Genomic DNA, 25,652 nt, shown 5'->3' with positions numbered 1-25,652 from the left:
TCCCGGGCCCTCACGACGTCCTCCGGGCAGCCGGCCGTGGGACGGTTCACGCAGGCCGCATGATGTTGTTCCCGGCGGCCAGGAGCCAGCGGAAATGATCCACGAGCGGCTCCACCAGGTGGGGGTCACGCAGCACCACACCGAGCTCGATGTTGTCCGACAGAGCCCGGTCGGTGAGGTTGGCGCTGCCCAGAAGCGCTGTGTGCCGGTCGGCCGCGATCAGCTTGGCGTGCAGGACGCCCGACGAACCGACTCGATGCCAGACGTGCACACGGTCGGGAAGCGCGGCGAACGCCGCCGCCGCCTGCGTCGACTCTTCGAGCAGGAGGTCCACGCGGACCCCTCGGTCGACCGCTCGTCCTATCTCCGTGACGACGCTTCGCGCGCCGTGGGCGGCGAAACTGGCGATCAGCAGCGAGGTGTGTGCCGAGCGGATGACCTCCACGGCGACCCCACTGGTCAAACGTGCTGATACGGATGCGCTCATCGGTCCGCTCACCGCGACCTGTGCGGGTCCGGGCCGGGGGAGCGACCGGGCGGTGGCAAGGGCGAGCGCCGGCCCCGCTCCGGTCATGTCCGGAGCTTCGGCGCGCCAGACACGGGTGATCTCCGTCAGCTGCTGCGCCAGTCCTGCGGCGGACTGGGCCGCGATGAAGCGGCCCCACGCGGGGTCCTCAGGGCCGGCGACCGTACCGAGGGCTTGCTCCACGACGGCGATGCGGTCCCTGGGGAGGCGCTCGCAGAGCGCGGCCAGAAGCCGGGGCAGGCGATGAGAGGAGGCGCTGCTCCGGGCTGCGGGTACCTCTGCCGTCCGAGCATCGGAGGACGGTTCGTCCGATCCGCTCAGCCCTCGGCCGGTCGGCCGGCTCACGGCCTGAACGCACACTTGTCGTCCGCCAGCGTCTCCACCAGCAGGGCCCGGTCCAGGTAGTGGTTGCCCCGCTCGCAGGAGGTCTCCGCGGCGAACAGGCACGCATGACATGCCGCGCCGTGCAGCCGGGCGTGTACGCGGGGATCGTGCTCGGCGCACATGGGATCGGAGCTGCACAGTCTGGCTTCCTCGAGGGCCTGGGCGATGGCCGGCCCGAGCCGGTCGCCGCGACCGAGCGAGACGAGCCCGCCCAAGGTTCCCTCACTGTCGGGCGCGGCGGTGTAGAGCAGGATTCCGGACATGGGGTCGGGGCCGGAGCGGGCGTAGATCCGTTCCGCTATGCCCGAGGCGCCGTAGCCGCATTCCAGGGCGAACTGGCGGATGAGGACGTGGGCCAGGGTGTGCAGGAGCACGTACCTGATACCGGGCCAGCGGGGTTCGATCCGGCGGGCCAGGCACCAGTCACGATGTGCCGCCTTCAGGACTTCCTCGCGGGCGCGTACGGCGGGCTGCTGTTCCCACTCCGTGAGCGGGCGTTCCTTGAGCGCGAGGAACACGCCCTCACCGCGCAGTTCGGCGCACGGCACCCAGGTGGAGGGAGCGCGGCTGAGCGGCGCCACCTGACGGGTGCGCCCGTCGTCCTCCGGCAGCCACTCGGGGGCCTCTATGCGGGTGAAGCCGGTGAGGGCCGACACCTCGCGGAGCCGGTGGACGAGGACGACGCTGTCGAGCCAGTCGGACGTGCCGTCGGGCACCCGCCGTTCCCGGACGGTGGTGAAGTCCGGCAGCGAGTGGTCCTGAGGGTGGGTGAAGGCGCGCCACTCCGGCGTGATGAGGTCGAACTCCTCTTCCTCCTCGCCCTGGTCTCCTGCGGCCGCCTGGGCTTCCCTGGTGACCGCGGCCCAGACGGCGTCCGTTCCGTACTGTTCCAGCTCGGGCCAGCACGCCTGCGTCGGCAGCAGCATCTTCGCGGCGTCCGCGGGGACGGCGGCGAGCGGCGACAACAGGCTCCAGTGCTCCCTGACCGCCTGGGTGAGCGGCTCCTCGGCGCGGGGGATGCTGAACACGCGCAGCTGGGAGGCGAACCAGCTGTTGGTGGCGCCCAGCACCATCGTGCGCGTCTGCTCGGGACATCCGCCCGGGACGAAGGTGCCGAGGTGCGGGTGGTGGCCCCGGCAGGCGGGCAGGTTCCGCTCGCCCGCCTGGCCGAGGGCGTCGGCCATGGAGCGGGGCGGCACCCCGCAGGTGCACCGCACGAAGACGTTGGCGGCTTCGCCCGTGGTGCCGGACTCGGTCAGGCTGAGGGTGTTCCCCTCACAGTCGGACGCGCCGCGGTGGACGAAGTAGACCCAGGGGAAGTCGTCCATGTGCCCGGCCGGGCAGGCGACGAGGAAGCGGGCGGGCAGCGCGGTGGGCTGGCCCTTGCCGGCACCGCCGCAGTTGACGTGGACGTACTTGGTCTTCTCGGGCCGGTAGGGGTTCGGCCGGAGCTGGAAGAGACCGCCCGACGCGGGGGCCAGCTGGTTGCAGCGCTCGCGCGAACAGCGCAGCCAGCGGGGGAACAGCCCTACCGGTACGCCGGTCCTGGTCCAGTCGCCGTACGGGTCCGCGGGGTTCTCCGGCAGGTGGGGCGGGGTGCGCAGGGCGGCGACCTGGCCGCCCAGCCGACGCCGGACGGCTGCCAGGAGGCGGTCTTCGGTCAGCACCGTGGCGCGCACCGGGTCCCAGGAGTCGAGCCCCATCACCATGGTCGACAGGTTGGGCAGGTCGGTGACGGCGCCGACGCCGTAGGTGTGCAGGAGCTGGCTCGGACGCAGCTCACCCACGCGGAGTGCTGCGGTGGTGGGGCCGGTCATGTCGTCTCCATGGGGTCCGAGGGATCCGCGTCGGTGGCCGGGGCGCTGCCGTCGGTCTGCTGCCGGGGCACGTAGGGCGGTTCCTCCTCGGGTTCGTGGCCCGCGGGACCGGTGAAGATCAGCCGGATGGGGGGTTCCACCTCGCGCAGTGACGTCGGGCAGGTCATGAGCCGCCAGGGGCCGCTGTCCGGTTCGAGGAGGAGCGGGGCGACGTCGCCCTGCCGGCGGGCCGCGCGGTAGCCGAGGACCGCGCCCGGTGCCTTGCGTTTCAGCTCCCAGTAGTCGAGACGGGCGTCGAGCCGGGTGCGTACGTCGTCGACGGTGTGCTGGACGTCCGTGACGTCCTTGGCGCGCAGTTCCAGGGACCGCACGGCATGGCTGACGACCTCGCCGCGGCGGTCGACCCACTGGGCGCCGCGGTTGGGGTTGTAGTCGGGTTTGAGGTTGCGTACCAGGGAGGCCAGGACGCCGGTGAGGCCCCGGTCGACGGCGCGGTCCGCGAACGGGGTCACGGACAGCGCCTCGACGTGCTGGTAGATGGTGGCGTGGAAGGACTCGAAGGTCTCGTAGTGGGAGAGGTCGCGCGGGCGGGCCCAGTTGAGGACGGTGAAGACGAGACCGGGGGCCCGGCGCCCGACGCGGCTGGTGGCCTGGATGTACTCGGCGGTCGACTTGGGCTGGTTGTTGACGACCATGACGCCGAGCCGGGAGACGTCCACGCCGACGGCGATCATGTTGGTGGCGAGCAGCACGTCGATGGGCTTGGGTGACCCCTTGGGCCGGCGGCCGAAGGTGATGTCGAGCTTCTCCAGGATGTCGGGGATGGCGTCGGAGGCCATGCGGCTGGTCAGCTCGGCCGGTTCACCGATCCGCCGTGCGGCGAGCCCTCGGCGGTCGGCCCTGACGAGCCTGGCCGACACGTCGTCCTCCACGAGGCGCCGCATGCCGCCGAGGTCGCGCAGGCTGTTGAAGTAGCCGACGAGGGTCATGTACGGGTCGGTCAGCTCGCTCGCGCCGTACGTCTCGTAGAGGTGCTGGGCGGCGGCGAGCTGGGCGACGAACACCCTGATCGCCACGGACTTGGTCCGCACGCCTTGCGCGCAGATGCCCACGTAGCGGCGGCCGGGCGTGGTGGCGGTGGACCGGCGGCGGGCGAAGAACGTGTCGTCGGCGCTCAGCCCGGACGGCGGGAAGACGGCCGTCCTACGGGCGAACAGGTCGTGGATCTGCCGGTCGGCGCGGCGCACGGTGGCGGTCGAGGCGATGACCTTCGGGCGCACGGCACGGCCGTGTTCGGGCTCCCAGGTGGAGAGCCGGTCCACGGCGGTCTCGTACAGCCCGGTGAGGGAGCCGAGCGGGCCGGAGATGAGGTGCAGTTCGTCCTGGACGATCAGGTCCGGTGGGCGCACGCGCACGGCGTCGACGGTGGAGGCGGCCTCGTGGCCGTTCGCCTTGGGGTGGCTGGAGGATTCCCATTCGGCGTCCACGGCGGCCGGCGTGACGTAGCCGTGCCGGGTGCAGCGTCGGGAGACCTGACCGAACAGCGCCTGTGTCTCGCCCTTCCAGGGCAGCTGCGCGAACTTGTCGACGGTGGCGATGACGAGGCCGGGCGGGTGACGGTAGATCTCCTCGTCCACGACGAGGACCGGCAACCCCCGTTCGTTCGGGGGCAGTCCGAAGGCGCTCACTCCGAAGGGGCACTCGTAGACGTCCGGGCAGGTGACGAACGTCCGGCGGAGGGTGGTGTCGACGGTGATGTCGCGGCCCGCCTCCAGCTTCGTGCCGCACCAGGGGCAGCTGGTGAGCTGGTGGGGCGAGCCCAGCCGGCCGAAGCCGCCGAACCCCTTCTCCCTCTTGCGCTCCTTGACCCATTCGGCGGCCTGGTCGTTGGTGTTGGGGGTGACCCTGCCGCCCACCCACAGGCCGATGCGGAACGGGTTGCGGCCCCAGTGGTCGGGATCCTCGCGGCGGATCACCTCGCAGGCACAGATCAGCGCGGTGGCGCGCTGGAACTGCTGGATGGTGAGCAGCCGCAGCGTGTACCGCATGATCACCGCGACGCCGTTCTCGGCGTCGAGCCCGCCGAGGTGGGGCTTGCGCCGCCGTATGGCGAGGGTGAAGGCGGTCAGACCGAGGTAGGCCTCGGTCTTGCCGCCACCGGTGGGGAACCACAGGAGGTCGGCCAGGGCGCCGCTGTCGTCGGCGCGCTCGGGGTGGGCGGGGTCGGCGAGCGAGGGCAGGTTGAGCAGCAGGAAGGCCAGCTGGAAGGGGCGCCAGCTGCGGTTCTTCGGCAGGTCGACCGCCCGGACCGCTTCTTCCAGCGAGGTCGAGGGGGAGCGCCGCCGGTCGCCGGCGGCGATGGTGTGGATCCGCTGGTGCGCCATGGCACGGTTGGCGAACCGGAACGCGTCGAGTGCGTCGGGGTCGTCCCGCAGCAGGTCGATGCCGGCCTGGATCCGGTCGGCGGCACGCCCGGCGAGACGCATGTTCTCCCCGGCCTCCGCACGGTAGGCGCCGAGTCCGGCGGCCGGGTCGTCCACCGACCGCCTCTGCCGCGCGATCCAGGAGCGGTAACCGTCCACCAGGGGCAGCAGGGCGGCTCGCAGAGGGGCGCCCTCCAGCCTGCTCAGCTCTTTCATGTCCAGTACGAGGTCGCCGAGTTCGGGCAGGTCCGCGTCGCGCGCGTCGTGCCGCGGGTCGGGGACGTCGGTGTGCGGGACCTCGTACGAGGGCGTGGCCGTGGTGGAGAGGCGGACCGCGCGCCGGGGGTTCGCCGGGTCGGCGTCGGCGTGCACGCCGGTGCCGTGGCCCACGGCGAACTCGGGGTGGAACCGGTAGGTCATGGCGAGGGCGCGCCGCTCGTCCTGGCCGCTGCCGGGCGGCTCGGCGCTGCGACGCGGCAGGAAGGGCGCGGTGTCCGGGGCGCCCGCCACGGTCATCGACGCCTGGAACATCCAGTGGGTCGAACCGGGCTTGTTCTCCTGCCCGTTGACCAGGAAGAGGGACACCAGCCACGAGCCCTCGTGCAGGCGGGCCCGGCCGCGCACCACGACGTGCGGGAAGTCGCGGACGTGGACCGGCTGGGCGGCCAGTCGGCCCTCCACGAGTTTCACGGTGACCTGCCCCGAGCACGGCACCCGGTGGTAGACCCGCTTCGGGTTGCCCTCGATCTTCGAGTCCCCGCGCTCGTACCGCGCCCAGGCGCAGTCGACGGTCAGCTCCGGCACCTCGCCGTCCACGCGGAAGGTCAGCCCCAGCGTCGACGGGTGCAGGCTCGGCATGGTGGGCGCGGAGGGGTCGGGGTCCCCGGCTTCCGGCTCCTGCTCGGGCGTCATGCCCGGCTCGTCGAGGGTCTCGGGCTCGACCACCTTGCCGACGGTCCGCAGCGGCGCGCCCTCCTCGTCCCGCGCACCGCCGGGAGCCAGCCGCCCGATGATGTAGTGGTCCAGCGGATTCCCCGCCAGCTCCTCCGGCTCGTCCCCGGTGGGGCCCAGGAGGTCGCGCACGACCAGCTCGGCGAGCCGGTCGCGCAGTTGCTGCGGGGTGGGCGCGGACAACACCGCCCCACCGGAGGCGGGGCCGGGCTCGGGGTCCGGGCCGGCGAGAGGTTGCTGGGTCACGGGGCCAGATTAGGGGCGGCCACCGACAACGGGTACGGACTTCCGTGCGGAACCCGATCAGCCGCATCACCTGACGGCGGCTCCACGCCGTCCGGCGGGTGGCTTTCGGCCGGATTCCGATCAAGGTCTTCGGTTCGGCATGTGACCTTCGTTACGGTGCGTGGCTCGGAGGGTACGAAACGCGTGCGAGGAGCCGGACCGCGGAGCGGTGCGCGGGGGCGAAGGGCGAGCGGGGGCACATGACGGACAGCGGCACCGGTGGTATCCCGCAGCAGCCGTCGAGCGGCCTGCCGTCCGCGAGGTCCTGGCCCGTGTCGTACGGCATCCCGCTGACCGGCCCCGAGTACGCGCCGGGGTGGGCGAAGGGGTCTTCGGGGTTCGGGGACAACGGCCACCGGGGCGCGTTCGGCGAGGAGTTCGTCCGCATGCTCGCCACGGCGGCCAACCTGGACGTGACCCGCAAGGAGCGGGACCGGGTCGGTGTCGACTGGCAGTTGGGGTACGCGGGGCGGAGAGGCACACGCCGGTATCCGGCCATCGAGGCACAGGTCAAGTGCACGTCGTCCCCGGACGTCCGCGAGGACCACATCCGCTATCCCCTCAAGGTCAAGAACTTCAACCAACTGGCCGGTCCCGACTACGAGATGCCCCGCTTCCTCTTCCTCGTCCTGGCGCCGGCCGATCCCTTCGCGTGGTCGCACGCCACCGAGGACCGTCTGCACCTGAGCCACGCCGCGTACTGGCTGTGTCTGCACGACCAGGAGCCGCTCCCCCTGGACAACCGCTCGGCGACGGGCACGCGCACGGTCCACGTCCCGCGTGCCAACCTGCTGACCGTCGACTCCCTGCACGACCTGTTCGCCGAGGACTACCGGGACCTGGTGGCGCTATGACCGCGATCACGGATGCCGAGTTCGAGGAGGCCGCGGCCCTCGCCCCCGAGGTCGTGCGGCGCTATCTGAGCGGCAAGGGGTGGAACGCGGAACGCGACCTGTCCGGTGCCGAGCTGTGGGAGTGGAGGCCGCGGAACGAGCCGGGACCGCCCTACGAACTCCTGGTGCCGGTGACGCGCCGCCGTGACTACGCGGGCCGGGTCGCCGACATCCTGGAGACCCTCGCGGTCGTCGAGGCGCGCCGTCCGGGCGAGATCCTGCGGGAGATGCGGTTACCCCCGGTGGACTGGCAGTTCCTGCGGCTCGTACCGCCCGGCCCCTCCGGTACGGCTCCGCTCCTGGACCTGGTGTCGGCGCTCAGCGGCCTGAAGGACCTGCACACGGCGGCGGCGTCCTCCGCCCACCATCCCCAGGCCGTGCAGCCCGGACGGAAACCGCAGGTGGTGAAGGACCACGTGGCGGCGGTACGCCTGGACCAGACCCGCGTCGGCAGCTACGTCATCGCCGCGCACATCCCGCTGCCGGAGGGCCCGTACGGCGGATACGACCGGACGGGGCAGAGGTCACTCCTCGACGAGGCCGCACCGGCCGGGCACAGCCTGCTTCATCCCCAGCCGTCCGAGCCCTTCGCCCGCAGGATCTCCCGGATGCTGTACGCGGGTGTGGCCTGCGCGCGTGCTGCGGCGGAGGAGACGCTCGCCGACGACTCCGTGCCCCGCGTCGAGCACATGTCGGGCGCCGGCCTGTCCGCGAACCTCTGCGAGGCCCTGGTGAGGATCGCGGGTGAGGAGCGCCGTGACTTCTCGCTGTCCTTCGCCTGGTCGTCCGAGATGCCGATGGAGCAGCCCTCCCCGCCGGTCGGGATCTCCCACCGGCATGTCGGCGCGCTGGACGCGGTGGCGAAGGATCTGCGGGAGCGGCTGGGCCGGGAGGAGGGGGCGGTCCTGAACGGTGTGGTGACCAAGCTGCACCGGGACGTACATCCTCGCGAGGCGACGATCTACGGTTCCTTCCTCCACGAGGACGCCCCGCGCCAGCGGAGGGTCCGGGTGGAGCTGCGGGCGGAGGACATCGACCGGGCCGCCGATGCCTGGCGGGCGGGGCTGGAGGTGGCGGTGGCCGGCGATCTGGAGCCGCGTGGAACGGGTGTCCGGATGCGGCGGGTGACGAGGTTCGTGGTGCGGCCGGAGTAGACGGGCGGGTGCGGTTCGGACAGGGAGTGTGCCTGCGTTTCCGCCGGCGCGCTGCCTTCAGGGGTCGGCCCGTGCACCGGGCCGACCCCTGTCATGGTTCCGGGCTACTCGTCTTCGAAGATGTCTTCGGCCGTCGGGGCCGTGACGGCACGCCGGTGCCAGCGGCGCAGGATCTTGAGGTCGTCGCAGCCGGTGACGCGTTCCCGGACCGCTTCGGGGACGTTGATGCCGCGCACTTCCAGGACGATCAGGACGTTCTCGGCACCACATTGTGCCGCGCCTTCGGCTCGGGCTTCCTCGCGGATTTCCTCGGAGAGGTCGGACTTGTAGAAGGAGAGGTCCATGGTCACCAATTTCCTCCACAGGTGTACGGCCGGGTGCTTGCCCCGGCCGTGTGCGACGAGTGCGCGCCGAGGGCTGCGCGCAGCGGTCAGGCGGCTTCGGAGGTGAAGGTGACCGAAACATCGCTGTTGGGTGCGATGTCCAGGTGCAGCGTGGCGTCGAGCGCGGCGGCCAGGCGTTCGAGGAGTGGGATGGTGGGGACGGAACCCCCGTGCTCCAGGCGGGAGACGGCGGCCTGGGTCATACCGGCTCGCGCGGCGAGCTGGGTCTGGGTCATGCCCAGGGCGGTGCGGCGGTCACGGACCGCTTTGCCGAACAGGTAGGCGTGGCGGGCCTCCTGATATCCCTCCTGCGCCCGGTCGGCATCGGTGATGTCCCAACGGGTGTGGCTCATGGCCTGGCCTCCGGGAAGCGGTCGTAGACGGTGTGAGCGGGCGGGTGCCGCGCTTCGCAGTCCTTCTGGGCGGCGAGAGCGCGCTGCACCTCGGCGGTCTCCTGGCGTTGCGTCTTGGCGAAGACCGTGAGAAGCACGACGCGCCGGTCCGGAGCGAGCCAGTAGGTGATGCGGTGGTGCTGCCGTCCGAGCCGGAATCGGAGTTCTCGCACTTTACCGCCGAGGTGGCGGCTGTAGGGCTCGTCGAGCACACCTTCGAAGTCGGCGAGGAGGTCGGCGTAGAACATCACCCGGCCGTGGTCGTGCGGCGTGAGCGAGTCCAGCCATCTCTCGACCTCGGGTTCGAGTTCGATGGTGTTCGCAAGCCCGACATGTACTCCACGCTATATATCCTCACTGGTATAGGCAAGAGGGAAGCGCCCGTTCCGTCGGCAGCTCCGCACCGGCGCATTTCTGGCAGTGGTGGGGGTCCGGGCCGCGGTACGCGTGGTCGCAGGTGTCGCAGTTGCGCAGGGGGTGCCGGACGGGCGGGGGCTGTTCGGGGGCGCGGTACGGCGGGAGGGGCGGCAGTTTGGCCGTCAGGCGGTGGGCCAGGAAGGCGGCGGGCCGGATCAGGGGCTCCATCGGCAGGTCGTCGGCCAGGGCCTTGCGCACGGCGGTGGGGGGCAGGTCGCGCTCCAGCCAGGCGGCGACGCCGGGGGCGAGGTGTTCGGCGTCGGTGGCGGAGAGCAGCAGGCGGGGGTCCTCGCGACGGAGGCCGGCGAGGACGTCGGTGGCCGCCCGGAGGAGGTCGGGGGAGGTGTACGCGGGTTTCGGTACGGCGGGGAGGGCGCGGCGGCGTGGGGGTTCCTGCTGCGGGGCGGTGGCCGCGCGGCGGGCCGGAGGGCTGGGCGCCTCGCCCGGTTCGGACGCGGTGTCGCGTCGGCCGGGCTGGTTGCAGGAGACGGTGCGGGTGACGAGACGGCCGGTCGGGGTGCGTTCGCGGATGCGGCGCAGGTAGCCGTGGGTCTCCAGCTCGTTCAGGGCGGCGGCGATCCGGGTCGGGCCCTCGGGGAAGCGGGCGGCGAGGGTCTTGATGTCGACGGGGGTGCCGGTGGGGAGGGACTGGATGTGACAGGCCAGTCCGATCGCCAGCAGGGAGAGGTCCGGGTGCTGGGTGAGGTGGTTGCCGATCACCGTGAAGCGGGCGGTGTGGCGGGTGTTGTCGTGGGTGACGCCGCCCGGGTGCCGCTTCGCGCGGGGGTGCCGGGAGGGGTGGTTTTTCCCGCCGATGCGGGACTGGGCGTGCGGGGGCACGCTAGTGTTTTGGGTGTCCATCGGGAAGGTGCTTCTTCCTTGGTGGTCAGGCCCTCGCATCGGGTGCAAGCCGAGCGGGGGCCGTCGTGTGTCTGGGGTTGGTTGTTGTGTCGTGCTGCGCTGAGCGTAGGGCAGACAACCTGTGGCATATCCACTCCAGTTGGTGATGTTCACCCGCGCGAGTGAGTGTGCGCCGTGGGCGGGAGGGGTGGGGCTTGGTGGGGTTTCTTTCTCTCCCGTGGTCCTTGGGAAAGACGTCCGACGGCACCGGAACACACGCGATCGGGTTCCGGTGCCGATGTCGTTTCCGCTGGTCAGCGTGGAGGCAGATCGAGTTCCGCCCATACGGTCTTACGGGGGACCGGTCCGAGCTCCACGCCCCAGCGGTCGGCGAGGGCCTCGACGAGGAGCAGACCGCGTCCGGACTCGGCGTCGGGGGCGGGGACGCGGCGGTGCGGGAGTTCGTCACTGCGGGTGTCCGTGACCTCGATGCGGAGGGTCGCGTCGAGGGACAGGAGGGCGAGGCGGAAGTCGCGTCCCGTGAGCCGGCCGTGGGTGGCCGCGTTGGCGGCGAGTTCGGCGACGAGGTGTTCGGCGGCCTCGGTGGTGCGGTGGGGCAGGTCCCGGCCGCGCATCCAGTCCGTGGCGAGCAGCCGGGCGAGGCGGGCGCCGCGGGGCGTGGGTGACAGGAGCACGCTGAAGTGGTCGGCGGGTGACAGAAGTTGGGTGGACTTTTCGCTGTTCACGGGACCGAGGGTGGCCGGACGTGCTTACCGTGAATAGTGACAGCGCCGATACGTAGGGTGACTGTCGGTGCTTGTCGGCCGCTGTCCGAGCCGTCGGAAAAACCGGCCTACGAGTACGGGCGTTGCACAGCACGGCGGTACGACAGAGGGGTGCGGTATGTCGGTGGACGGCGAGGCGGTACGGCTCCGGACCGAGACCGAGGAGGACGAGCCGGGGTGGGAGGTGGACCCGGAGGACGAGTGGGGGGTGGCCGTTCTCACCACGGTGGGGCGTCAGTTGAGGCTGCGGCGGGAGGCGATGGGCATGCGGGTCGTCGACTTCGCGGCGGCGGTCAGGTACGGGGACGACCTGGTCTACAAAGTCGAGGGTGGGAAGCGGATTCCCCAGCAGGAGTATCTGTGCAGGGCCGACGAGGTGTTGGGCGCGGGCGGGCTCATCGCGGCGGCTTGGGAGGACGTGAGGAAGGTCCGGTACCCGAAGAGTGTGCGGGCGCTGGGGAAGCTGGAGGCGCAGGCGGTTGAGGCTGCGTTGTACAGCAACCACAACATCCACGGTTTGTTGCAGACCGAGGAGCACATGCGGGCGCTCTTCGAAGCGTGGCTTCCTGCCTACTCGGATGAGGAAACGGAGCGCATGGTGGCCGCGCGGATGGCCCGCCGCTCGATCTTCGAGCGGTCACCGGCGCCGACGCTGAGTTTTGTCCAGGAAGAGGTGACGCTGCGGCGCCCGGTCGGGGGCAGAATGGTTTGGCGGCGGCAGCTCGAACGCCTGTTGGAGCTCGGGCAGTTGAGGAACGTCTCGATTCAGGTGATGCCGACTGACTGCGAGGATCACTTTGGCACGGGCGGACTGATCGAGGTGCTCAAGTTTCCGGACGGTACGGCGGTGGGGCGCACCGAGGGTGCGTTCAGTGGTCGCCCGGTGTCCGAGCCGAAGCAGCTCAGGATCCTTGAACTGCGCTATGGCATGATCCGGGCGCAGGCTCTCACGCCCCGAGAGTCGCGGGCCCTCATCGAGCAGATGCTTGGAGAGACATGATCAGCACCTCCACTGGCCACGACGCTTCTGCGCTGGTCTGGTTCAAGAGCAGCTACAGCAGCAGCGGTGACGGCAACGACTGCATCGAGATCGCCGAGGCCCCTGATGGGGTGCACGTCCGCGATTCCAAGGACATAGATGGTCCTCAGCTCGTACTTACGCGCTACGCGTGGGCCGACTTCGTGGCACACACGTCGGGAAACTGACCCCTTCAACTGCGCAGAGGCCCGGAAACAAGCCGTTTCCGGGCCTCTGGACGTACGTCACGCGTTCTACGCGGTCGGCTTCTCCTCAAGACGCGGGAAGAGGACCGCGCCCTTGGTGACCGTCGAGCCGGCGGGCAGGACGCCCCAGGTGCCGGCCTCCTGGACCTTCTGGTCGGCGAGCGCGCCGAGGCCGGCCTCCGCGCCGAGGGAGTCCCAGAGCTTCTGCGAGGTCTCCGGCATGATCGGGTTGAGGAGGACCGCCACCGCGCGGAGGGACTCCGCGGCCGTGTAGAGGATGGTCGCCAGGCGGGTCCTGCCCTCCGGCGAGTCGTCCTTCGCGACCTTCCAGGGCTCCTGTTCCGTGATGTAGCCGTTGACCTGCTTCACGAAGTCGAACACCGCCAGGATGCCGCCCTGGAAGTCCAGCTCCTCGCCGATCTTCCGGTCCGCCTCCGTGACGGCCTTCGCCAGGCCGTCGTGGATCGCCCGCTCCGCCTCGCCGTCGGCCGTCGACGCCGGCAGCTCGCCGCCGAAGTACTTGCCGACCATCGCCGCGACGCGAGAGGCGAGGTTGCCGTAGTCGTTCGCCAGCTCGCTGGTGTAGCGGGCGGAGAAGTCCTCCCAGGAGAAGCTGCCGTCCTGGCCGAAGGCGATCGCCCGCAGGAAGTACCAGCGGTACGCGTCCACGCCGAAGTGCGAGGTCAGGTCCTGCGGCTTGATGCCGGTCAGGTTGGACTTGCTCATCTTCTCGCCGCCGACCATCAGCCAGCCGTTCGCGGCGACCTTCCCGGGCAGGGGGAGGCCCTGCGCCATCAGCATGGCCGGCCAGATGATCGCGTGGAAGCGGAGGATGTCCTTGCCGACCAGGTGCACGTCGGCGGGGAAGGTGGCCCCGAACTTCTCCGGGTTCTCGTTGTAGCCGACCGCCGTGGCGTAGTTCAGCAGCGCGTCGACCCACACGTAGATGACGTGCTTCTCGTCCCAGGGGATCGGGATGCCCCAGTCGAACGTCGAGCGGGAGATGGACAGGTCCTGCAGGCCCTGGCGGACGAAGTTCACGACCTCGTTGCGCGCGGACTCCGGCTGGATGAAGCCCGGGTTGGCCTCGTAGTGGGCGAGGAGCTTCTCGCCGTACTCGCTGAGCTTGAAGAAGTAGTTCTCCTCGCTGAGGATCTCCACCGGCTTCTTGTGGATCGGGCACAGCTTCTGGCCCGCGTACTCGCCCTCGCCGTCGAGCAGCTCGCCGGGGAGCTTGTACTCCTCGCAGCCCACGCAGTACGGGCCCTCGTAGCCGCCCTTGTAGATCTCGCCCTTGTCGTACAGGTCCTGCACGAACTCCTGGACGCGGTCGGTGTGCCGCTTCTGCGTGGTGCGGATGAAGTCGTCGTTCGCGATGTCGAGGTGCTCCCAGAGGGGCTTCCAGGACTCCGTGACGAGCTTGTCGGCCCAGGCCTGCGGGGTGACCCCGTTCGCCTCGGCCGTGCGCATGATCTTCTGACCGTGCTCGTCCGTGCCGGTGAGGTACCACACCTTCTCGCCGCGCTGGCGGTGCCAGCGGGTGAGCACGTCGCCTGCGACGGTCGTATAGGCGTGGCCCAGGTGAGGAGCGTCGTTGACGTAGTAGATGGGGGTCGAGACGTAGTACGCCTTCGCCCCCTGCTTCTCGGATCCAGTGGCCGCCATGGTCGAAATCCTACTGGGCTCGTGGAGATCGACTCACACGCGTTTCGGGGGGCGGACGGGAATTCCGTCCGCCCCCCGACAGAGGTCGGGAAGGGTTTACGGGCGCCAGGGCGCCAGTACGCCTTCGTAGAGCTCCTCGTCCGTGAGCTCGCGGGGGGTGGGGCCCGCGTGGAAGAAGGAGGTGTTCTCCGTCTTCAGCTTGCGGAGGTAGTCGAAGGCCTTGTTGTCGTGCTCACCGAAGGCGACGAAGGAGAAGAAGACGGTGGGGTGGTCCTTCGCCGCGTCGGTGAGGGACCGGGTGGCGGGGGTCTTGGCGTCGGGGGCGCCGTCCGTCTGGAAGACCACCAGGGCGGGGGTGCCGGCCGGCTCCTCGGCGTGCTTCGCGAGGACGGCCTCGACGGCCGCGTGGTAGCTGGTACGGCCCATGCGGCCGAGGCCGGCGTGCAGCTCGTCGATCTTGTTCTCGTGGTCGGTGAGGGTCAGCTCGCCGGTGCCGTCCAGTTCGGTGGAGAAGAACGTGACGTGGAGGGTGGCCTCGGTGTCGACGTGGGCGGCGAGGGCGAGGGTCTGCTCGGCGAGGGCCTGGGCGGAGCCGTCCTTGTAGTACGGGCGCATGCTCGCGGAGCGGTCGAGGACGAGGTAGACCTTGGCGCGGGTGCCGGTGAGGTCGTGCTTCTCGAGGGTGGCGCCGGCTGCTTTGTAGGCGGTGGTGAGGGTGGTGTCGCGGAGCTTCGCGAGGGGGGTGGCGGGGGTTGGCTTCGCGGCGGGCTGCTCGGCCTCGCCTTCGGCTTCGGCCTCGGTTTCGTCCCCACCCGCACCGCCCGTGCTGGTTTCGTCGTCGGGTGCGGGTGGCCCCTGCGGGGCGTCCTCGCCGTCGGCGGCTGCGGGCTCGGTGACAGCCTCGGGCTCGGCCTTGACCTCGGGCTCGGCCTCAGTGGTGGTCCCGGGCTTCGCCTCGGCCTCTGCCGTCGGCTCGGCCTCTGCCGTCGGCTCGGCTTCCGGCTCGGGTGCGGCCTCGGCTTCGCCTTCGGCCGGGGATTCGTTCCCACCCGCACCGCCCGTGCTGGTTTCGTCGTCGGGTGCGGGTGGTCCCTGCGGGGCGTCCTCGCCGTCGGTGGCTGCGGGCTCGGTGACAGCCTCGGGCTTCTCTTCCACCTCGGCCTCGGCCTCGGGCTCCGGCTTGGTCTCAGGCTCCGCCTCGGCAACTGGTTCCGCCTCGGCGGCCGGCTCGGGTTCGGCTTCCGGCTTGGTCTCAGGCTCGGCCTCGGCGGCCGGCTCGGGTTCGGCTTCCGGCTTGGTCTCAGGTTCCGGCTTGGGGGTCGGCTCCGGCTCGGGTTCCTGTTCGGCTTCCGGCTCGGGCTTCGGTTCGGGGGCCGGGGGTGCCTTGGCTTCCTGGGCGGGGGCCGGGGGGTCGTCCGAGCGGGTGGGGCTGGGGACCGTGATGTTGTCGAAGGCCGCGGAGACCAGGTCGTGTTCCTCGCGGGGTTCCGGGACCGAGGCCGCGCGGGGTGCGGGGGTGGGCTCGGGGGACGGGGACGGGACCTTCGGGGCCGCGGGCGCCTCCGCGGCGGGCTCCGGGGCCGGCTCCGCCGGGGCGGGCGACGTCGGGGACGTGCTCGCCGTCCCGGCGGCGTCCACCGCACCCCCCGCTTCGACGGACCTCGCTTTGCGTGACCGGCCGAACGCGTTCCGCAGGAGAGTGAGAATGCCCATGTGCGCAACCCTTCGCGTGAGTTGATGCCCGTCAATCCCTGGCCAGGACGGACACGTAAGGTTATCGGCCCGCAAGGGCGATCTTGGGCAGGGTTGGGTTTGCGGAATCGTATATGTCAAGGGTGCGATTCGGCCCGGTGCGCCTTCCCGAATGCTGCCGCAGGTTCACGCACCGTTCACCCGGCCGCCCGGCTACCGCACATATGTACTCCTACGGTCACGCTGACACCACGGGTACCCAAGGAGAGAAAACGTGCGAAAGCTGCTGCCGCTGATCGGAACGCCGTCCGGTTCCCACCCCGGCGGCCGGTCCGCCATGACCTGCCGCTTCCGGTGTGGTGACGCCTGCTTCCACGAGGTGCCCAACACCAGCTCCAACGAGTACGTCGGTGACGTCATCGCCGGCGCCCTCAGCCGCCGCTCCATGATGCGCGCCGCCGCCGTCGTGACGGTGGCCGCCGCCGGTGCCGGGGCGGTCGGCGTCGCCGCCGCCCCCGAGGCGCAGGCGGCGCCTGCCGCGAAGAGCCACGGCCACAAGGCCAAGGGCGCCCGCGGTCTGCGGTTCACGCCCGTCGCGCCGAACACGAACGACGCCGTGACCGTGCCTGAGGGCTACCGGCAGAACGTCGTCATCCGCTGGGGCGAGCCCATCCTGCGCGGCGCGCCCGCCTTCGACGGGGACAAGCAGAGCGCCGAGGCGCAGGCCGGGCAGTTCGGGTACAACTGCGACTTCCTCGCCCTCCTGCCGCTGCGCGGCGAGCGCGACCGGCAGCTGCTCGTGGCCAACCACGAGTACACCGACGAAGTCCTCATGTTCCGGGACTACGACGCCGACAACCCCACCCGCGAGCAGGTGGAGATCGCCTGGGCCGCGCACGGCCTCGCCGTGGTCGCGGTGGAGGAGGAGCGGCGGAGCGGCAAGCTGACGCCCGTCACCCGGCACCAGCTGAACCGGCGCCTCACGGCCACCTCCGAGTTCCGGCTCACCGGGCCCGTCGCCGGGTCCGACCTGGTGAAGACCTCCGCCGACCCGAGCGGCACCAAGGTGCGCGGCACCCTCAACAACTGCGCCGGCGGCACCACCCCGTGGGGCACGACCCTGCACGGCGAGGAGAACTTCAACCAGTACTTCGCCCACGGCAGCCGCGCGACCGACAAGCGGTACGGCATCGGGACCGGCGCCACCGAGCGCAAGTGGGAGCGTTTCGACAAGCGGTTCGACGTCTCCCAGGAGCCCAACGAGGTGCACCGGTTCGGGTACGTCGTCGAGCTGGACCCGTACGACCCCCACTCGACGCCCCGCAAGCACACCGCGCTCGGCCGGTTCAAGCACGAGGGCGCGACCGTGCGGCTGACGCACGACGGGCGCCCGGTCGTCTACTCGGGCGACGACGAGCGCTTCGACTACTTCTACAAGTTCGTCGGCAGCAAGAAGATGCGGCACGGCAACAGCCGCTCCGCCCGCGAGCACAACCTCTCGCTGCTCGACGAGGGCACGCTGTACGTCGCCGAGCTCACCGGCGACTCCCCGGCCATCGAGATCGACGGCACCGGCAAGCTCCCGAAGGACGGCGAGTTCGACGGCGGCGGCCGGTGGATCCCGCTGGCCACCGCCACCGCCGACGGGGCCGTCTCGCACGTCGAGGGCATGACCGCCGAGGAGGTCTTCGTCTTCACGCGCCTCGCCGGCGACAAGGTCGGCGCCACCAAGATGGACCGGCCCGAGGACATCGAGCCCAACCCGGTCACCGGCAAGGTCTACATGGCCCTCACCAACAACTCCAACCGCGGCAAGACCGACTACGCCGCCGCCGACGAGGCCAACCCGCGCAACTCCAACAAGCACGGCCACGTCCTGGAGCTGACCGAGCGCTGGAACCGGCCGGAGAGCACCCGCTTCGCCTGGTCGCTGTTCCTGGTCGCGGGCGACCCGGAGGACCCGGCGACGTACTTCGCCGGGTTCCCGAAGGACTCCGTCAGCCCGATCTCCTGCCCGGACAACGTCGCCTTCGACGACCACGGCAACCTGTGGATCTCCACCGACGGCAGCGCCCTCGGCTCCCACGACGGCCTCTTCGGCGTCGCCACGCGCGGCGACCGGCGCGGTGAGCTGAAGCAGTTCCTCACCGTGCCCAACGGCGCGGAGACCTGCGGCCCGGTCATCCAGGACCGGCGGGTGCTGGTCGCCGTACAGCACCCGGGCGAGGTGGACGGGGCGACCGTGGACCAGCCGGCCAGCGCCTGGCCCGACGGACCCGGCACGTACGTCCGCCCGGCCGTCGTCGCGGTGTGGCGCGCGGACGGCCGTGACATCGGCGTCTGACGCGCCCCTTCGGGGGTGGCCGGATCAGGGTCCCGGAACCAGGTCCTGATCCAGCCACTCCCGGTACGCCGGTGCCTGCCGCGCCACCTCCCGGTACGCCTCGGCCAGATCGGGATAGACGCCCTCCAGCTCCGACTCCGTACGCGCCGCCAGCAGCAGCCGTACGCCCAGCGGGTCGCCGTGCAGCCGGCGGACCGCCGTCTCGGGGCGGGAGGGCGAGGTCGGCTGGCACACGGTGACGACCTCGCCGATGGCGACCAGGGACGCGGCCGTGTGGTAGTCGCCGTGCAGCACGCGCGGGCTGATCCCGGCGGCGTGCAGGACCCGTCGTACGGCGTCCCACTCGCCGTCGACCGCCGGGTCGATCATCCAGCGGTCGCCGGCCAGGTCGGACAGGTGGACCACCGGGCGCGCGGCGGCCGGATGGTCGGCCGGGAGCGACACGAACTGCGGTTCGCGCTCGACGAGGACCCGGGTGCGCAGGCCGTCGGGTACGCGCAGCGGGAAACCCTCGACCTCGTGCACGAACGCCACGTCGAGCTGGCCGTCGGCGACCATGCGCAGCAGGGCGTTGGCGGAGACGTCCATGTGCAGGGTGGGTTCCTGCCAGTGCCGGCGCAGCCGTCGCAGCCAGCCGGCCAGGGCCCGGCTGGCGGTGGAGCCGATGCGCAACTGCCGGCCGCCGACGGCGGCGGCGCGGGCCTCGGTGACCAGCGAGCGCATCTCGGTGACGAGTGGGCGGGCGCGGCTGAGCACCAGCCGGCCCAGCGGGGTGGGACGGCAGCCGGTGCGCGCGCGTACGAACAGGGCACCGCCCAGCTCCTGTTCGATGCGCCGCAACTGCGTGCTCAACGAGGGCTGAGACACGCCGAGTTGGCGTGCGGCGCGGTGCAGACTGCCGGTGTCGGCGATCGCGCACAGCGCCCTGAGGTGCCTGACCTCAAGCTCCATGCCCTGGGAGGGTAAGGCGGAAGTTCAGGTTTCACCAGACACACAAACCCCGTCCGTTCAGGCGGAGTCGGGCGCGCGCGGCCGGGTGTCCGGAGTCGGTCGATAGGGCCGTCCTATCACCGGTTGCCATCATCACAGCCGCCGCACAGGCGCACACACTCCTCGGTGACATGTGACTCGACCCCCACCTCAAGGAGTCATCGATGCGTATGCGCATGCCCATGTCCGTGCTCACCGCCGCCGGCCTGAGCCTCACGGCTCTCGGCCTCGGCACCGCCCCGGCGACGGCGGCCCCCGCGCCCGTCGACGCCGGGTCGTCCGTCGCGTACGCCGCCTACGACGGGTCGGCGGAGGAAGCGGCGGCCAACCGGGCCTTCTTCGAGGCCGTGCTGAAGTCGGCGGCCGAGAAGCGGGCCGCGAACCCGACGAGCGCGGCCGCCGTCACCGTCGTCTACAACGCCTCCCGGGCGCCGTCGTTCGCCACGCAGATAGCCCGCAGCACGCAGATCTGGAACAGCTCGGTCTCCAACGTGAGACTCCAGGCCGGCACGTCGGGTGCCGACTTCTCGTACTACGAGGGCAACGACTCGCGCGGGTCGTACGCGTCCACCGACGGGCACGGGCGGGGGTACATCTTCCTCGACTACCGGCAGAACCAGACGTACGACTCGACGCGGGTGACCGCGCACGAGACGGGGCATGTGCTGGGACTGCCGGACCACTACTCGGGGCCGTGCAGTGAGCTGATGTCCGGGGGCGGGCCCGGGACGTCGTGCACCAACGCGTACCCCAACTCGGCTGAGCGGTCGCGGGTGAACCAGTTGTGGGCGAACGGGTTCGCCGCGGCGCTGGACAAGGCGGAGAAGGGGTTGCAGAAGTCCTCGCGGTAGCCGGTAGCCGGTAGCCGGTAGTCGCACGGTGTGGGGGCGGTCGGGGGGTGTCGCGCAGCCCGGCGTTTGCGGGGTGCCGCCGCGTCCACCCGTGCCGCCCCAGCGGCACGATTGCCCGCAGTTGGGCGGCGGGGGCGCCCGCAGTTGGGCGGCACGATTGCCCGCAGTTGGGCGGCGGGGTGCCCGCAGTTACGTGGCGTGCAGGGTCAGGTCGACCAGTAGGGCTCGGTGGTCGGTGTTCTCGAGGTCGAGGAAGCGGGCTCGGGGCGCGGCGAACTCCTCCGAGACCAGGACGTGGTCGATCTGGGTGCCGAAGGCCGGGGTGGTGCGGGAGGGCCAGGTCGGGGTCCGGTCGGCGCCGGTCAGGCGGGCCGCGTCGCGCAGGCCGGTGTCGAGGATGCGGCGGAAGGCCGCGTGGTCCTGGGAGGCGTTGAAGTCCCCGGCGAGCACGGTCGGGGTGTCCCGGTCGGCGGCGGCCGCGTCCCGCAGCCGGCCGAGCTCCCGCTGCCACAGGCCCACCTGGCCGGGCAGCGGCGGCATGGGGTGCGCGAGCTGGAGCCGTACGGCGTGCCCGTCGACGTCGGCGACGGCGCCCGGCATGCCCATGGTGCCGGGGACGCCGTCGGTGGCCCGCAGCGGGAAACGGCTGAGGACGACCGAGCCCTCGGAGCCGCCGCCCTCCACCGCCTCCCGGTACGGGTAGGTGTCGGTCAGCTCCCGCTTCAGCGCCGCGTCGCAGGTGTACTCGCACTCCTGGACGAACACGACGTCCGGTTCCGCACGGCGTACGGCGTCGATCAGCGCGCCGGTGGCCTGCCCGAACTCCACGTTCGAGGTCAGCACCCGCAGCTCGGCCACGGGCGGCCCCGCGGGATCGCCGGTCTTCCCGTACGGCTCGATGAACCAGGCCAGCAGCCCCAGCAGGGCCACGCCCCACACCGCGCCGGTCCACCACCGGGCGAACAGGGTGAACAGCAGCCCGGCGGCCGTGGGCACGAGCAGCCAGGGCAGGAAGGCGAGGAGCTGGGGCACGGGGGTGATGCCGTCGGTGTCGGCGGTCCGGCAGCCGACGACCACGCTCACCCCGGCGAACAGCAGCCCCGCGCAGCGGGCGCCGAACCGCCGCCGTCCGCCCTTCCGCCCCGCCCCGTCCCCGGTGACCGTCGGGTCGGCAGTCGCAGTGTCCAACGTTCCGGCCTTCCGCTCGCGGGTGCGATGCCCGGATTCTCCCTCAAGGACGAGGGGGCGTGGCGGGGGGTCGCGGGGGACGGGGGTGGGCGGCGGCTGCCGTGGCGGCCGGCCAGCCAGGAGACCAGGGCCACCGTCAGGCCCAGGGCGAGGAGGAGCCAGGACGCCGTGCGCAGGGTGGCGGTGAGGGCGTCGTAGACCGCGCCCGCCGCCGGGCGGTGGACGCGGTCGGGCAGGTCGGCCAGGGTGAGCCGGCGGCCGGCGGCGACCGCGAGGACGAGCAGGGCGCCGCCCAGGGCCGTGCCCAGGCCGGTCGCGGTGAGCGCGCGCCGGCGGCGGGCGGCGACGGCGATGCCGGTGACGGCGAGGACGACGGCCGCGAGCGGCAGCCAGAACGCGGCGGCGTCCAGTACGTGGTACCCCTTCCGGAGCCCGGCCACCTCCCCGGCCGGCACCACCGCGACCTCGGTGTGCTCGACGGGGATGCGGTGGGCGAAGGGCAGGTGGTCGGCGGCGAGCCGCGCGCGTACCCGCGCGGTGACGGGGGCGAGGTCGACGGTGACCGGGCCGGGGGTGGCCGCGTCGTCGCGCAGGGCGTGCAGGACGGCGTCGTGGACGGCCCTGTTGCCGGCCTCCCACGCGGTGCGGAACGCGTCGGTGCGGGTGAAGGAGCGGACCGCTTCGCGGACGAACGGTCCGAGGGGGGTGGTGTCGGTCGTCTCCGCGTGCAGTTCCCGTACGACCTCGTCCCCCACGGCGTCGGCCACGGCGTCGCGGATGTCGGGGTCGGTGGCGAGCGGGGCCATGGTGTCGACGTAGTGGCCGGTGTCGGCGAGGGCGGCCGCCCAGGCGGCCAGGGTGCCGCAGGGGGTGAGGAGGCAGGTGAGGGTGAGGAGTGCGGCGGAGAGGGCGGTGCGGAGGCGGGTGCTGTGGGGGGCCACCCCTTCAGTCAAGGGGGCGGGTGGTGGGGGCGCGAGTGGTGGCGGCCCGAACGGGCGGTTGTGCGGGGTGCTCCGCGTCGGGGTGGGCCGGAGGGTGCTTGCGCGGCCCGGCGCTTACGGGGTGCCGTCGCGCCCACCCGTGCCGCCCCAGCGGCACGACTGCCCGTGGGAACGCGGGGAGCGAGTGGCCGCGGGAACGCGGCGAGCGACTGCCCGTGGGAACGCGGGGAGCGACTGCCCGTGGGAACGCGGGGAGCGAGTGCCCGTGGGAACGCGGGGAGCGAGTGCCCGTGGGAACGCGGGGAGCGAGTGCCCGTGGATCACGGGGTGGGGGCGGCCTACCCGATCCGGTGGCCCGTCGCGTCCTCGTGGGTGTAGAAGCGGTAGAACATCGCCGCGAAGACCCCCGCCGCGACCAGCAGGCCCAGGATCGTGGAGCGCAGGACGCCGGGGCTGGGGGCCTGGATGACCAGGAAGCCGAGCGCGCTGCCGATGAGGGCGGCCCAGAGCACCGCGTGCAGTTCGCGCCGCACCTTCGGGGCCAGGGCGAGGAGCGCCATGAACAGCAGCGAGAACACGACGCCGGCGAAGAAGCCGTACAGGAAGTTCTCCACGGTGATCGGCCCGCCGTAGCGGCGGTTGGCCGCCACCCAGTAGCCGTACACGACTCCGAGCAGGACGGGTACGACGACCTTCGCCACCCGGTGGGTCCGTGCGCCGAAGACGTCGGTCGTGCCGGCCGGCTCGAGCATTCCCCGGGGCCGGGGTGCCGTGTGCGCCATGAGGTCACTCCTCTCTCCTCGCCCCCGTCCCACCAATGCACACCTCCCGGGGCCCGTCGGCAAGTGGAGACCGGATGCGGGCCGCACGGTGCCGTGTTTCGCTGGGGCCGTGAGTCAGGGCAGCGGGGGACAGGGCCCGCGCGACGTCGTGCACCGGCACGAGATGCTGCGGCTGAGGGGCCGCAGCGTCGCCTGGGTGCCGCCGCTGCTGCTGCTCGTCATCATCGCGGTCATCGACTACAACACCGGCGGCGAGTTCCGGACCGTCTCCTGGATCGTGCTGGTGCCGGGCATCGCCGCCGCGATCTGCGGGGTGTGGGGAACGGCCCTGTTCGCCGTGCTCGCGATGGTCACGTACACCCTCGTGGACAGCGCCTGGCCGCACCAGTTCCGGGCGGGACTGCCCGACTTCATCCTCGTCGCCACCGGCGGCGTCCTCGCCACACTGGCCTGTCTGGTGCGGGTGCGCGGTGAGCGCCGGACGCTGCACATGCGGGACGTCACCGAGACCGTACGGCGCACCGTGCTGCGCCCCCTGCCGCCGGACTGGGGCGGTCTGGAGCACGCCGGGATCTACCTCACCGCGGACGCCCAGGCCCGCGTCGGCGGCGACTTCTACGACATCCAGCCGGGCCCGTACGGCACCCGGGTGCTGGTCGGTGACGTCCAGGGCAAGGGGCTGGGCGCGGTGGAGACGGCGTCGGTGCTGCTCGGGGCGTTCCGCGAGGCCGGCTACCACGAGGCCGACCTGACGGACGTCGCGGACCGGCTGGAGAACCGGATGCTGCGCCACCGCGAGTACACCGCCGCCCTCGGCCGGGGCGACCGCGACCGGTTCGCCACCGCCGTACTGCTCGGTTTCCCGGCGGACCGTACCGACGTGGTGGACACCGTCGTCTTCGGGCACGAGCCCCCGCTGGCCGTCGGCCCCGACGGTGTGCGGTCCCTGCCGGCCGCCGGGGGTCTCCCGCTCGGCTGCCGCGACCTCGCCCCCGGCCGGCCGCCGGTGTGCCGGGTGCCGGTCGCCGACGGTGAGACGCTGCTGCTGGTCACCGACGGCGTGACCGAGGCGCGGGACGGTGCCGGCGACTTCTACCGGCTCGCCGACGACCTGACCCGGGCGGTGGCGGCGGACCCGCGGGTCGCCGCGCCGGGCCGGCTGGTCGCCGTCGTACGGGACGGGACGCTGCGGCACAGCCGGGGGCACCTGGTCGACGACACCACGGCCTTCGCGGTACGACGGATCCGCGCGCCCCGCCTGTCCCGCGCGCCGGGGGGCGAAGGCCCCGAAGGGGGACGTTCACCCCACTGACACCACCCTTCGCGGCCGCAGCGGTTACCGTGCTGCCGTAGGTGATCGACAGGGGAGGGGACCATGCCCGGAACCGTGCTGCTGCTGGCGGCCTCGCCGCTGGGCCGCGGGCGGCTGGTGGACGCGGCGTCCGTGCTCCCGGTCCTCGCGGCGGTGCCGCCCGCCGTGCTGTCCGGCGCGGAGACCGCGAACGTCGTCGAACTCGCCGACCCGCTGGAGCCGCAGGCCGTACTGACCCGGCTGCGTGCCGCCGCCGCGGCGCCCGGACCGCTGACCGTGTACGTCACCGGCCAGCTCCAGCTCGACCGACGGCAGCGGCTGCCGCACCTCGCGCTGGCCCGGACGACCGCGCCCACCGTGCGGTACACCGGACTGCCGTGGCACTGGTTCCGGGAGGAGCTGCGGCTGCGTCCGGCGGGCGCGACGACGCTCTTCCTCGACCTGCACGCCGACCCGGAGACCTGGCAGGCGCTGAGCGCGCCGCGCCCGCCGGGCCCGTCCCCGCTCGACTGCGGCCCCGACAACGCCGTCTACGGCCGTGTCGCGCCCCCGCCGTCCCGTCGCGGGGTCGCGGCACCGGAGTACATGAAGGCGGTCGCGACGATCCTGCGCAGCGGGTGGCGTCCGCCGGACGAGGAGCTGCACCAGCAGGCGCTGACGCGGATCGCGCCGGAGAGCGCGGGCACGGACCTGCTGCTGGCGCGGCCCGGTCCGGTGCCGGGCGATCCGCACGCGGCGGTCACCGCCGCCGTGCGCGCCGGCCGGCACGCGGACGCCGACGCGCTCGCCGCGCGGCTGGAGCAGGCGGCCGGTCTGGCGCACGGGCCCGCCTCCGAGGAGGCGCTGCACTGGACGGAGGTCCGGGCGGACCTGGCGATGCTGGCCGGGGACGCGGCGCGCAGCTGCCGTACCTGGCTGGCCGTCGCGAGCGCCCGGCTGACCGCCGGGCAGCCGGCGGACGCGCCCGCCGTCGAGACGGCCGTGGACCGGGCACACCACCAGTGGGGCCGGATCGGCGACCCGGCCAGGGCCCGCGAACTCGGCACGGTCCTCGCGGAGCTGCGCGGCCGGGTGCCGGGACGCCGAGAGGGCGCCCTGGACCACGTACGGCGACAGCTGCGGCAGCTGCAGACACAGGGCTGAACACCGCCCGGCCCGGATACCGGACCGTCTCCGCCACCGGTGTCGTGGTCCGCCGGTCCGGTCCGGTTCGGGGTCGGTGGGCCGGAGTGCCGTGCCGGGGGCGGTCCGCGTCGCCCGTGCGGCCGGGGTGCGTGCCCTTACCGGACCGTCTCCGCCGCCGGTGTGGTGGACTGCCGGTCCGGTCCGGTTCGGGGTCGGTGGGCCGGAGTGCCGTGCCGGGGGCGGTCCGCGTCGCCCGTGCGGCCGGGGTGCGTGCCCTTACCGGACCGT

22 protein-coding genes are annotated in these 25,652 nt (G+C 72.2%); 8 read left to right on the top strand and 14 right to left on the bottom strand.

Features of this window, described 5'->3' with window-relative positions; genetic code table 11:
- Positions 1–46: 46 nt before the first annotated feature.
- Genes drmC through drmA form a run of 3 tightly spaced genes read right to left on the bottom strand, consistent with a single transcriptional unit; the run spans position 47 to position 6,347 of the window.
- Positions 47–982 (bottom strand): DISARM system phospholipase D-like protein DrmC, encoded by a 936-nt coding sequence (gene drmC, locus ACIA6T_RS10655; protein WP_399446188.1) that lies wholly within the window; start codon positions 980–982, stop codon positions 47–49.
- Positions 868–2,727, bottom strand: a complete 1,860-nt coding sequence (drmB, locus tag ACIA6T_RS10650; RefSeq protein ID WP_399446187.1) for a DrmB family protein — start codon at positions 2,725–2,727, stop codon at positions 868–870. Before drmB ends, drmC begins: the two co-directional genes overlap by 115 nt.
- Positions 2,724–6,347, bottom strand: a complete 3,624-nt coding sequence (drmA, locus tag ACIA6T_RS10645) for a DISARM system helicase DrmA (protein ID WP_399446186.1) — start codon at positions 6,345–6,347, stop codon at positions 2,724–2,726. Before drmA ends, drmB begins: the two co-directional genes overlap by 4 nt.
- Before the next feature lie 239 nt (positions 6,348–6,586).
- On the opposite strand from drmA, the gene ACIA6T_RS10640 reads away from it, so the two are divergent.
- Positions 6,587–7,240, top strand: coding sequence for a DUF4365 domain-containing protein (locus ACIA6T_RS10640; RefSeq protein ID WP_399446185.1), 654 nt, complete (start codon positions 6,587–6,589; stop codon positions 7,238–7,240).
- A complete protein-coding gene (locus ACIA6T_RS10635; protein ID WP_399446184.1) occupies positions 7,237–8,433 on the top strand; it encodes a hypothetical protein in 1,197 nt (398 codons plus the stop codon). Before ACIA6T_RS10640 ends, ACIA6T_RS10635 begins: the two co-directional genes overlap by 4 nt.
- 104 nt (positions 8,434–8,537) lie before the next feature.
- On the opposite strand, the gene ACIA6T_RS10630 is transcribed toward ACIA6T_RS10635, so the two are convergent.
- The 5 genes from ACIA6T_RS10630 to ACIA6T_RS10610 form a co-directional block, all read right to left on the bottom strand.
- Positions 8,538–8,783: a hypothetical protein gene (locus ACIA6T_RS10630; RefSeq protein WP_399446183.1), complete on the bottom strand. Its 246-nt coding sequence runs from the start codon at positions 8,781–8,783 to the stop codon at positions 8,538–8,540.
- Positions 8,784–8,863: 80 nt separating this feature from the next.
- Complete coding sequence (locus ACIA6T_RS10625) at positions 8,864–9,169, bottom strand: helix-turn-helix transcriptional regulator (protein WP_311641720.1); 306 nt, start codon at positions 9,167–9,169, stop codon at positions 8,864–8,866.
- Positions 9,166–9,456, bottom strand: coding sequence for a type II toxin-antitoxin system RelE/ParE family toxin (locus ACIA6T_RS10620; RefSeq protein ID WP_399446182.1), 291 nt, complete (start codon positions 9,454–9,456; stop codon positions 9,166–9,168). Before ACIA6T_RS10620 ends, ACIA6T_RS10625 begins: the two co-directional genes overlap by 4 nt.
- A 106-nt stretch (positions 9,457–9,562) precedes the next feature.
- On the bottom strand, positions 9,563–10,486 hold the full coding sequence (locus ACIA6T_RS10615; RefSeq protein WP_399446180.1) for a helix-turn-helix domain-containing protein: 924 nt from the start codon (positions 10,484–10,486) through the stop codon (positions 9,563–9,565).
- A gap of 293 nt (positions 10,487–10,779) precedes the next feature.
- Positions 10,780–11,211 (bottom strand): ATP-binding protein, encoded by a 432-nt coding sequence (locus ACIA6T_RS10610; protein ID WP_399446179.1) that lies wholly within the window; start codon positions 11,209–11,211, stop codon positions 10,780–10,782.
- A gap of 157 nt (positions 11,212–11,368) precedes the next feature.
- Between ACIA6T_RS10610 and ACIA6T_RS10605 the strand changes: the two genes are divergently transcribed.
- Together ACIA6T_RS10605 and ACIA6T_RS10600 are read left to right on the top strand one after the other, a co-directional pair.
- Positions 11,369–12,250, top strand: a complete 882-nt coding sequence (locus tag ACIA6T_RS10605) for a helix-turn-helix domain-containing protein (RefSeq protein ID WP_399446178.1) — start codon at positions 11,369–11,371, stop codon at positions 12,248–12,250.
- On the top strand, positions 12,247–12,456 hold the full coding sequence (locus ACIA6T_RS10600; protein ID WP_399446177.1) for a DUF397 domain-containing protein: 210 nt from the start codon (positions 12,247–12,249) through the stop codon (positions 12,454–12,456). The genes ACIA6T_RS10605 and ACIA6T_RS10600 overlap by 4 nt, the downstream gene beginning before the upstream one ends.
- 66 nt (positions 12,457–12,522) lie before the next feature.
- Here the strand turns inward: ACIA6T_RS10600 and metG are convergent, their stop codons facing one another.
- Together metG and ACIA6T_RS10590 are read right to left on the bottom strand one after the other, a co-directional pair.
- On the bottom strand, positions 12,523–14,139 hold the full coding sequence (gene metG / locus ACIA6T_RS10595) for a methionine--tRNA ligase (protein ID WP_399446176.1): 1,617 nt from the start codon (positions 14,137–14,139) through the stop codon (positions 12,523–12,525).
- Positions 14,140–14,235: 96 nt separating this feature from the next.
- Positions 14,236–15,852: a VWA domain-containing protein gene (locus ACIA6T_RS10590; protein ID WP_399446175.1), complete on the bottom strand. Its 1,617-nt coding sequence runs from the start codon at positions 15,850–15,852 to the stop codon at positions 14,236–14,238.
- Positions 15,853–16,105: 253 nt separating this feature from the next.
- On the opposite strand from ACIA6T_RS10590, the gene ACIA6T_RS10585 reads away from it, so the two are divergent.
- On the top strand, positions 16,106–18,175 hold the full coding sequence (locus ACIA6T_RS10585; RefSeq protein WP_399446174.1) for a PhoX family protein: 2,070 nt from the start codon (positions 16,106–16,108) through the stop codon (positions 18,173–18,175).
- A gap of 24 nt (positions 18,176–18,199) precedes the next feature.
- Here the strand turns inward: ACIA6T_RS10585 and ACIA6T_RS10580 are convergent, their stop codons facing one another.
- Positions 18,200–19,126: a LysR substrate-binding domain-containing protein gene (locus ACIA6T_RS10580; RefSeq protein WP_399446173.1), complete on the bottom strand. Its 927-nt coding sequence runs from the start codon at positions 19,124–19,126 to the stop codon at positions 18,200–18,202.
- 203 nt (positions 19,127–19,329) lie between these two features.
- Between ACIA6T_RS10580 and snpA the strand changes: the two genes are divergently transcribed.
- Positions 19,330–20,016, top strand: coding sequence for a snapalysin (snpA, locus tag ACIA6T_RS10575; RefSeq protein ID WP_399446172.1), 687 nt, complete (start codon positions 19,330–19,332; stop codon positions 20,014–20,016).
- A gap of 189 nt (positions 20,017–20,205) precedes the next feature.
- Here the strand turns inward: snpA and ACIA6T_RS10570 are convergent, their stop codons facing one another.
- The 3 genes from ACIA6T_RS10570 to ACIA6T_RS10560 all read right to left on the bottom strand — a co-directional run bounded on the left by ACIA6T_RS10570 (position 20,206) and on the right by ACIA6T_RS10560 (position 22,927).
- Positions 20,206–21,204, bottom strand: coding sequence for an endonuclease/exonuclease/phosphatase family protein (locus ACIA6T_RS10570; RefSeq protein ID WP_399446171.1), 999 nt, complete (start codon positions 21,202–21,204; stop codon positions 20,206–20,208).
- Complete coding sequence (locus ACIA6T_RS10565) at positions 21,096–22,145, bottom strand: hypothetical protein (protein WP_399446170.1); 1,050 nt, start codon at positions 22,143–22,145, stop codon at positions 21,096–21,098. The genes ACIA6T_RS10570 and ACIA6T_RS10565 overlap by 109 nt, the downstream gene beginning before the upstream one ends.
- A 338-nt stretch (positions 22,146–22,483) precedes the next feature.
- Positions 22,484–22,927, bottom strand: a complete 444-nt coding sequence (locus tag ACIA6T_RS10560; protein ID WP_399446169.1) for a hypothetical protein — start codon at positions 22,925–22,927, stop codon at positions 22,484–22,486.
- Between the two features lie 163 nt (positions 22,928–23,090).
- Between ACIA6T_RS10560 and ACIA6T_RS10555 the strand changes: the two genes are divergently transcribed.
- The gene (locus ACIA6T_RS10555) at positions 23,091–24,239 is read left to right on the top strand and encodes a PP2C family protein-serine/threonine phosphatase (protein ID WP_399446412.1); all 1,149 of its coding nucleotides are present in this window, start codon (positions 23,091–23,093) and stop codon (positions 24,237–24,239) included.
- Between the two features lie 63 nt (positions 24,240–24,302).
- Positions 24,303–25,382, top strand: a complete 1,080-nt coding sequence (locus ACIA6T_RS10550; RefSeq protein ID WP_399446168.1) for a hypothetical protein — start codon at positions 24,303–24,305, stop codon at positions 25,380–25,382.
- Positions 25,383–25,652: the final 270 nt, after the last annotated feature.

Source organism: Streptomyces sp. NPDC051740 (assembly GCF_044453165.1).
GTDB classification, from domain to species: domain Bacteria; phylum Actinomycetota; class Actinomycetes; order Streptomycetales; family Streptomycetaceae; genus Streptomyces; species Streptomyces atrovirens.
The sequence above is the reverse complement of the archived record's forward strand: the minus strand, read 5'-3'. Positions and strand labels throughout refer to the sequence as shown.

Coding starts and splice junctions, on each gene's coding strand:
- drmC (WP_399446188.1), bottom strand. CDS start 982: ATGTCATGCGTGCCTGTTCGCCGCGGAGACCTCCTGCGAGCGGGGCAA.
- drmB (WP_399446187.1), bottom strand. CDS start 2,727: ATGACCGGCCCCACCACCGCAGCACTCCGCGTGGGTGAGCTGCGTCCG.
- ACIA6T_RS10640 (WP_399446185.1), top strand. CDS start 6,587: ATGACGGACAGCGGCACCGGTGGTATCCCGCAGCAGCCGTCGAGCGGC.
- ACIA6T_RS10635 (WP_399446184.1), top strand. CDS start 7,237: ATGACCGCGATCACGGATGCCGAGTTCGAGGAGGCCGCGGCCCTCGCC.
- ACIA6T_RS10625 (WP_311641720.1), bottom strand. CDS start 9,169: ATGAGCCACACCCGTTGGGACATCACCGATGCCGACCGGGCGCAGGAG.
- ACIA6T_RS10620 (WP_399446182.1), bottom strand. CDS start 9,456: ATGTTCTACGCCGACCTCCTCGCCGACTTCGAAGGTGTGCTCGACGAG.
- ACIA6T_RS10615 (WP_399446180.1), bottom strand. CDS start 10,486: ATGGACACCCAAAACACTAGCGTGCCCCCGCACGCCCAGTCCCGCATC.
- ACIA6T_RS10605 (WP_399446178.1), top strand. CDS start 11,369: ATGTCGGTGGACGGCGAGGCGGTACGGCTCCGGACCGAGACCGAGGAG.
- ACIA6T_RS10600 (WP_399446177.1), top strand. CDS start 12,247: ATGATCAGCACCTCCACTGGCCACGACGCTTCTGCGCTGGTCTGGTTC.
- metG (WP_399446176.1), bottom strand. CDS start 14,139: ATGGCGGCCACTGGATCCGAGAAGCAGGGGGCGAAGGCGTACTACGTC.
- ACIA6T_RS10590 (WP_399446175.1), bottom strand. CDS start 15,852: ATGGGCATTCTCACTCTCCTGCGGAACGCGTTCGGCCGGTCACGCAAA.
- ACIA6T_RS10580 (WP_399446173.1), bottom strand. CDS start 19,126: ATGGAGCTTGAGGTCAGGCACCTCAGGGCGCTGTGCGCGATCGCCGAC.
- snpA (WP_399446172.1), top strand. CDS start 19,330: ATGCGTATGCGCATGCCCATGTCCGTGCTCACCGCCGCCGGCCTGAGC.
- ACIA6T_RS10560 (WP_399446169.1), bottom strand. CDS start 22,927: ATGGCGCACACGGCACCCCGGCCCCGGGGAATGCTCGAGCCGGCCGGC.
- ACIA6T_RS10555 (WP_399446412.1), top strand. CDS start 23,091: ATGCTGCGGCTGAGGGGCCGCAGCGTCGCCTGGGTGCCGCCGCTGCTG.
- ACIA6T_RS10550 (WP_399446168.1), top strand. CDS start 24,303: ATGCCCGGAACCGTGCTGCTGCTGGCGGCCTCGCCGCTGGGCCGCGGG.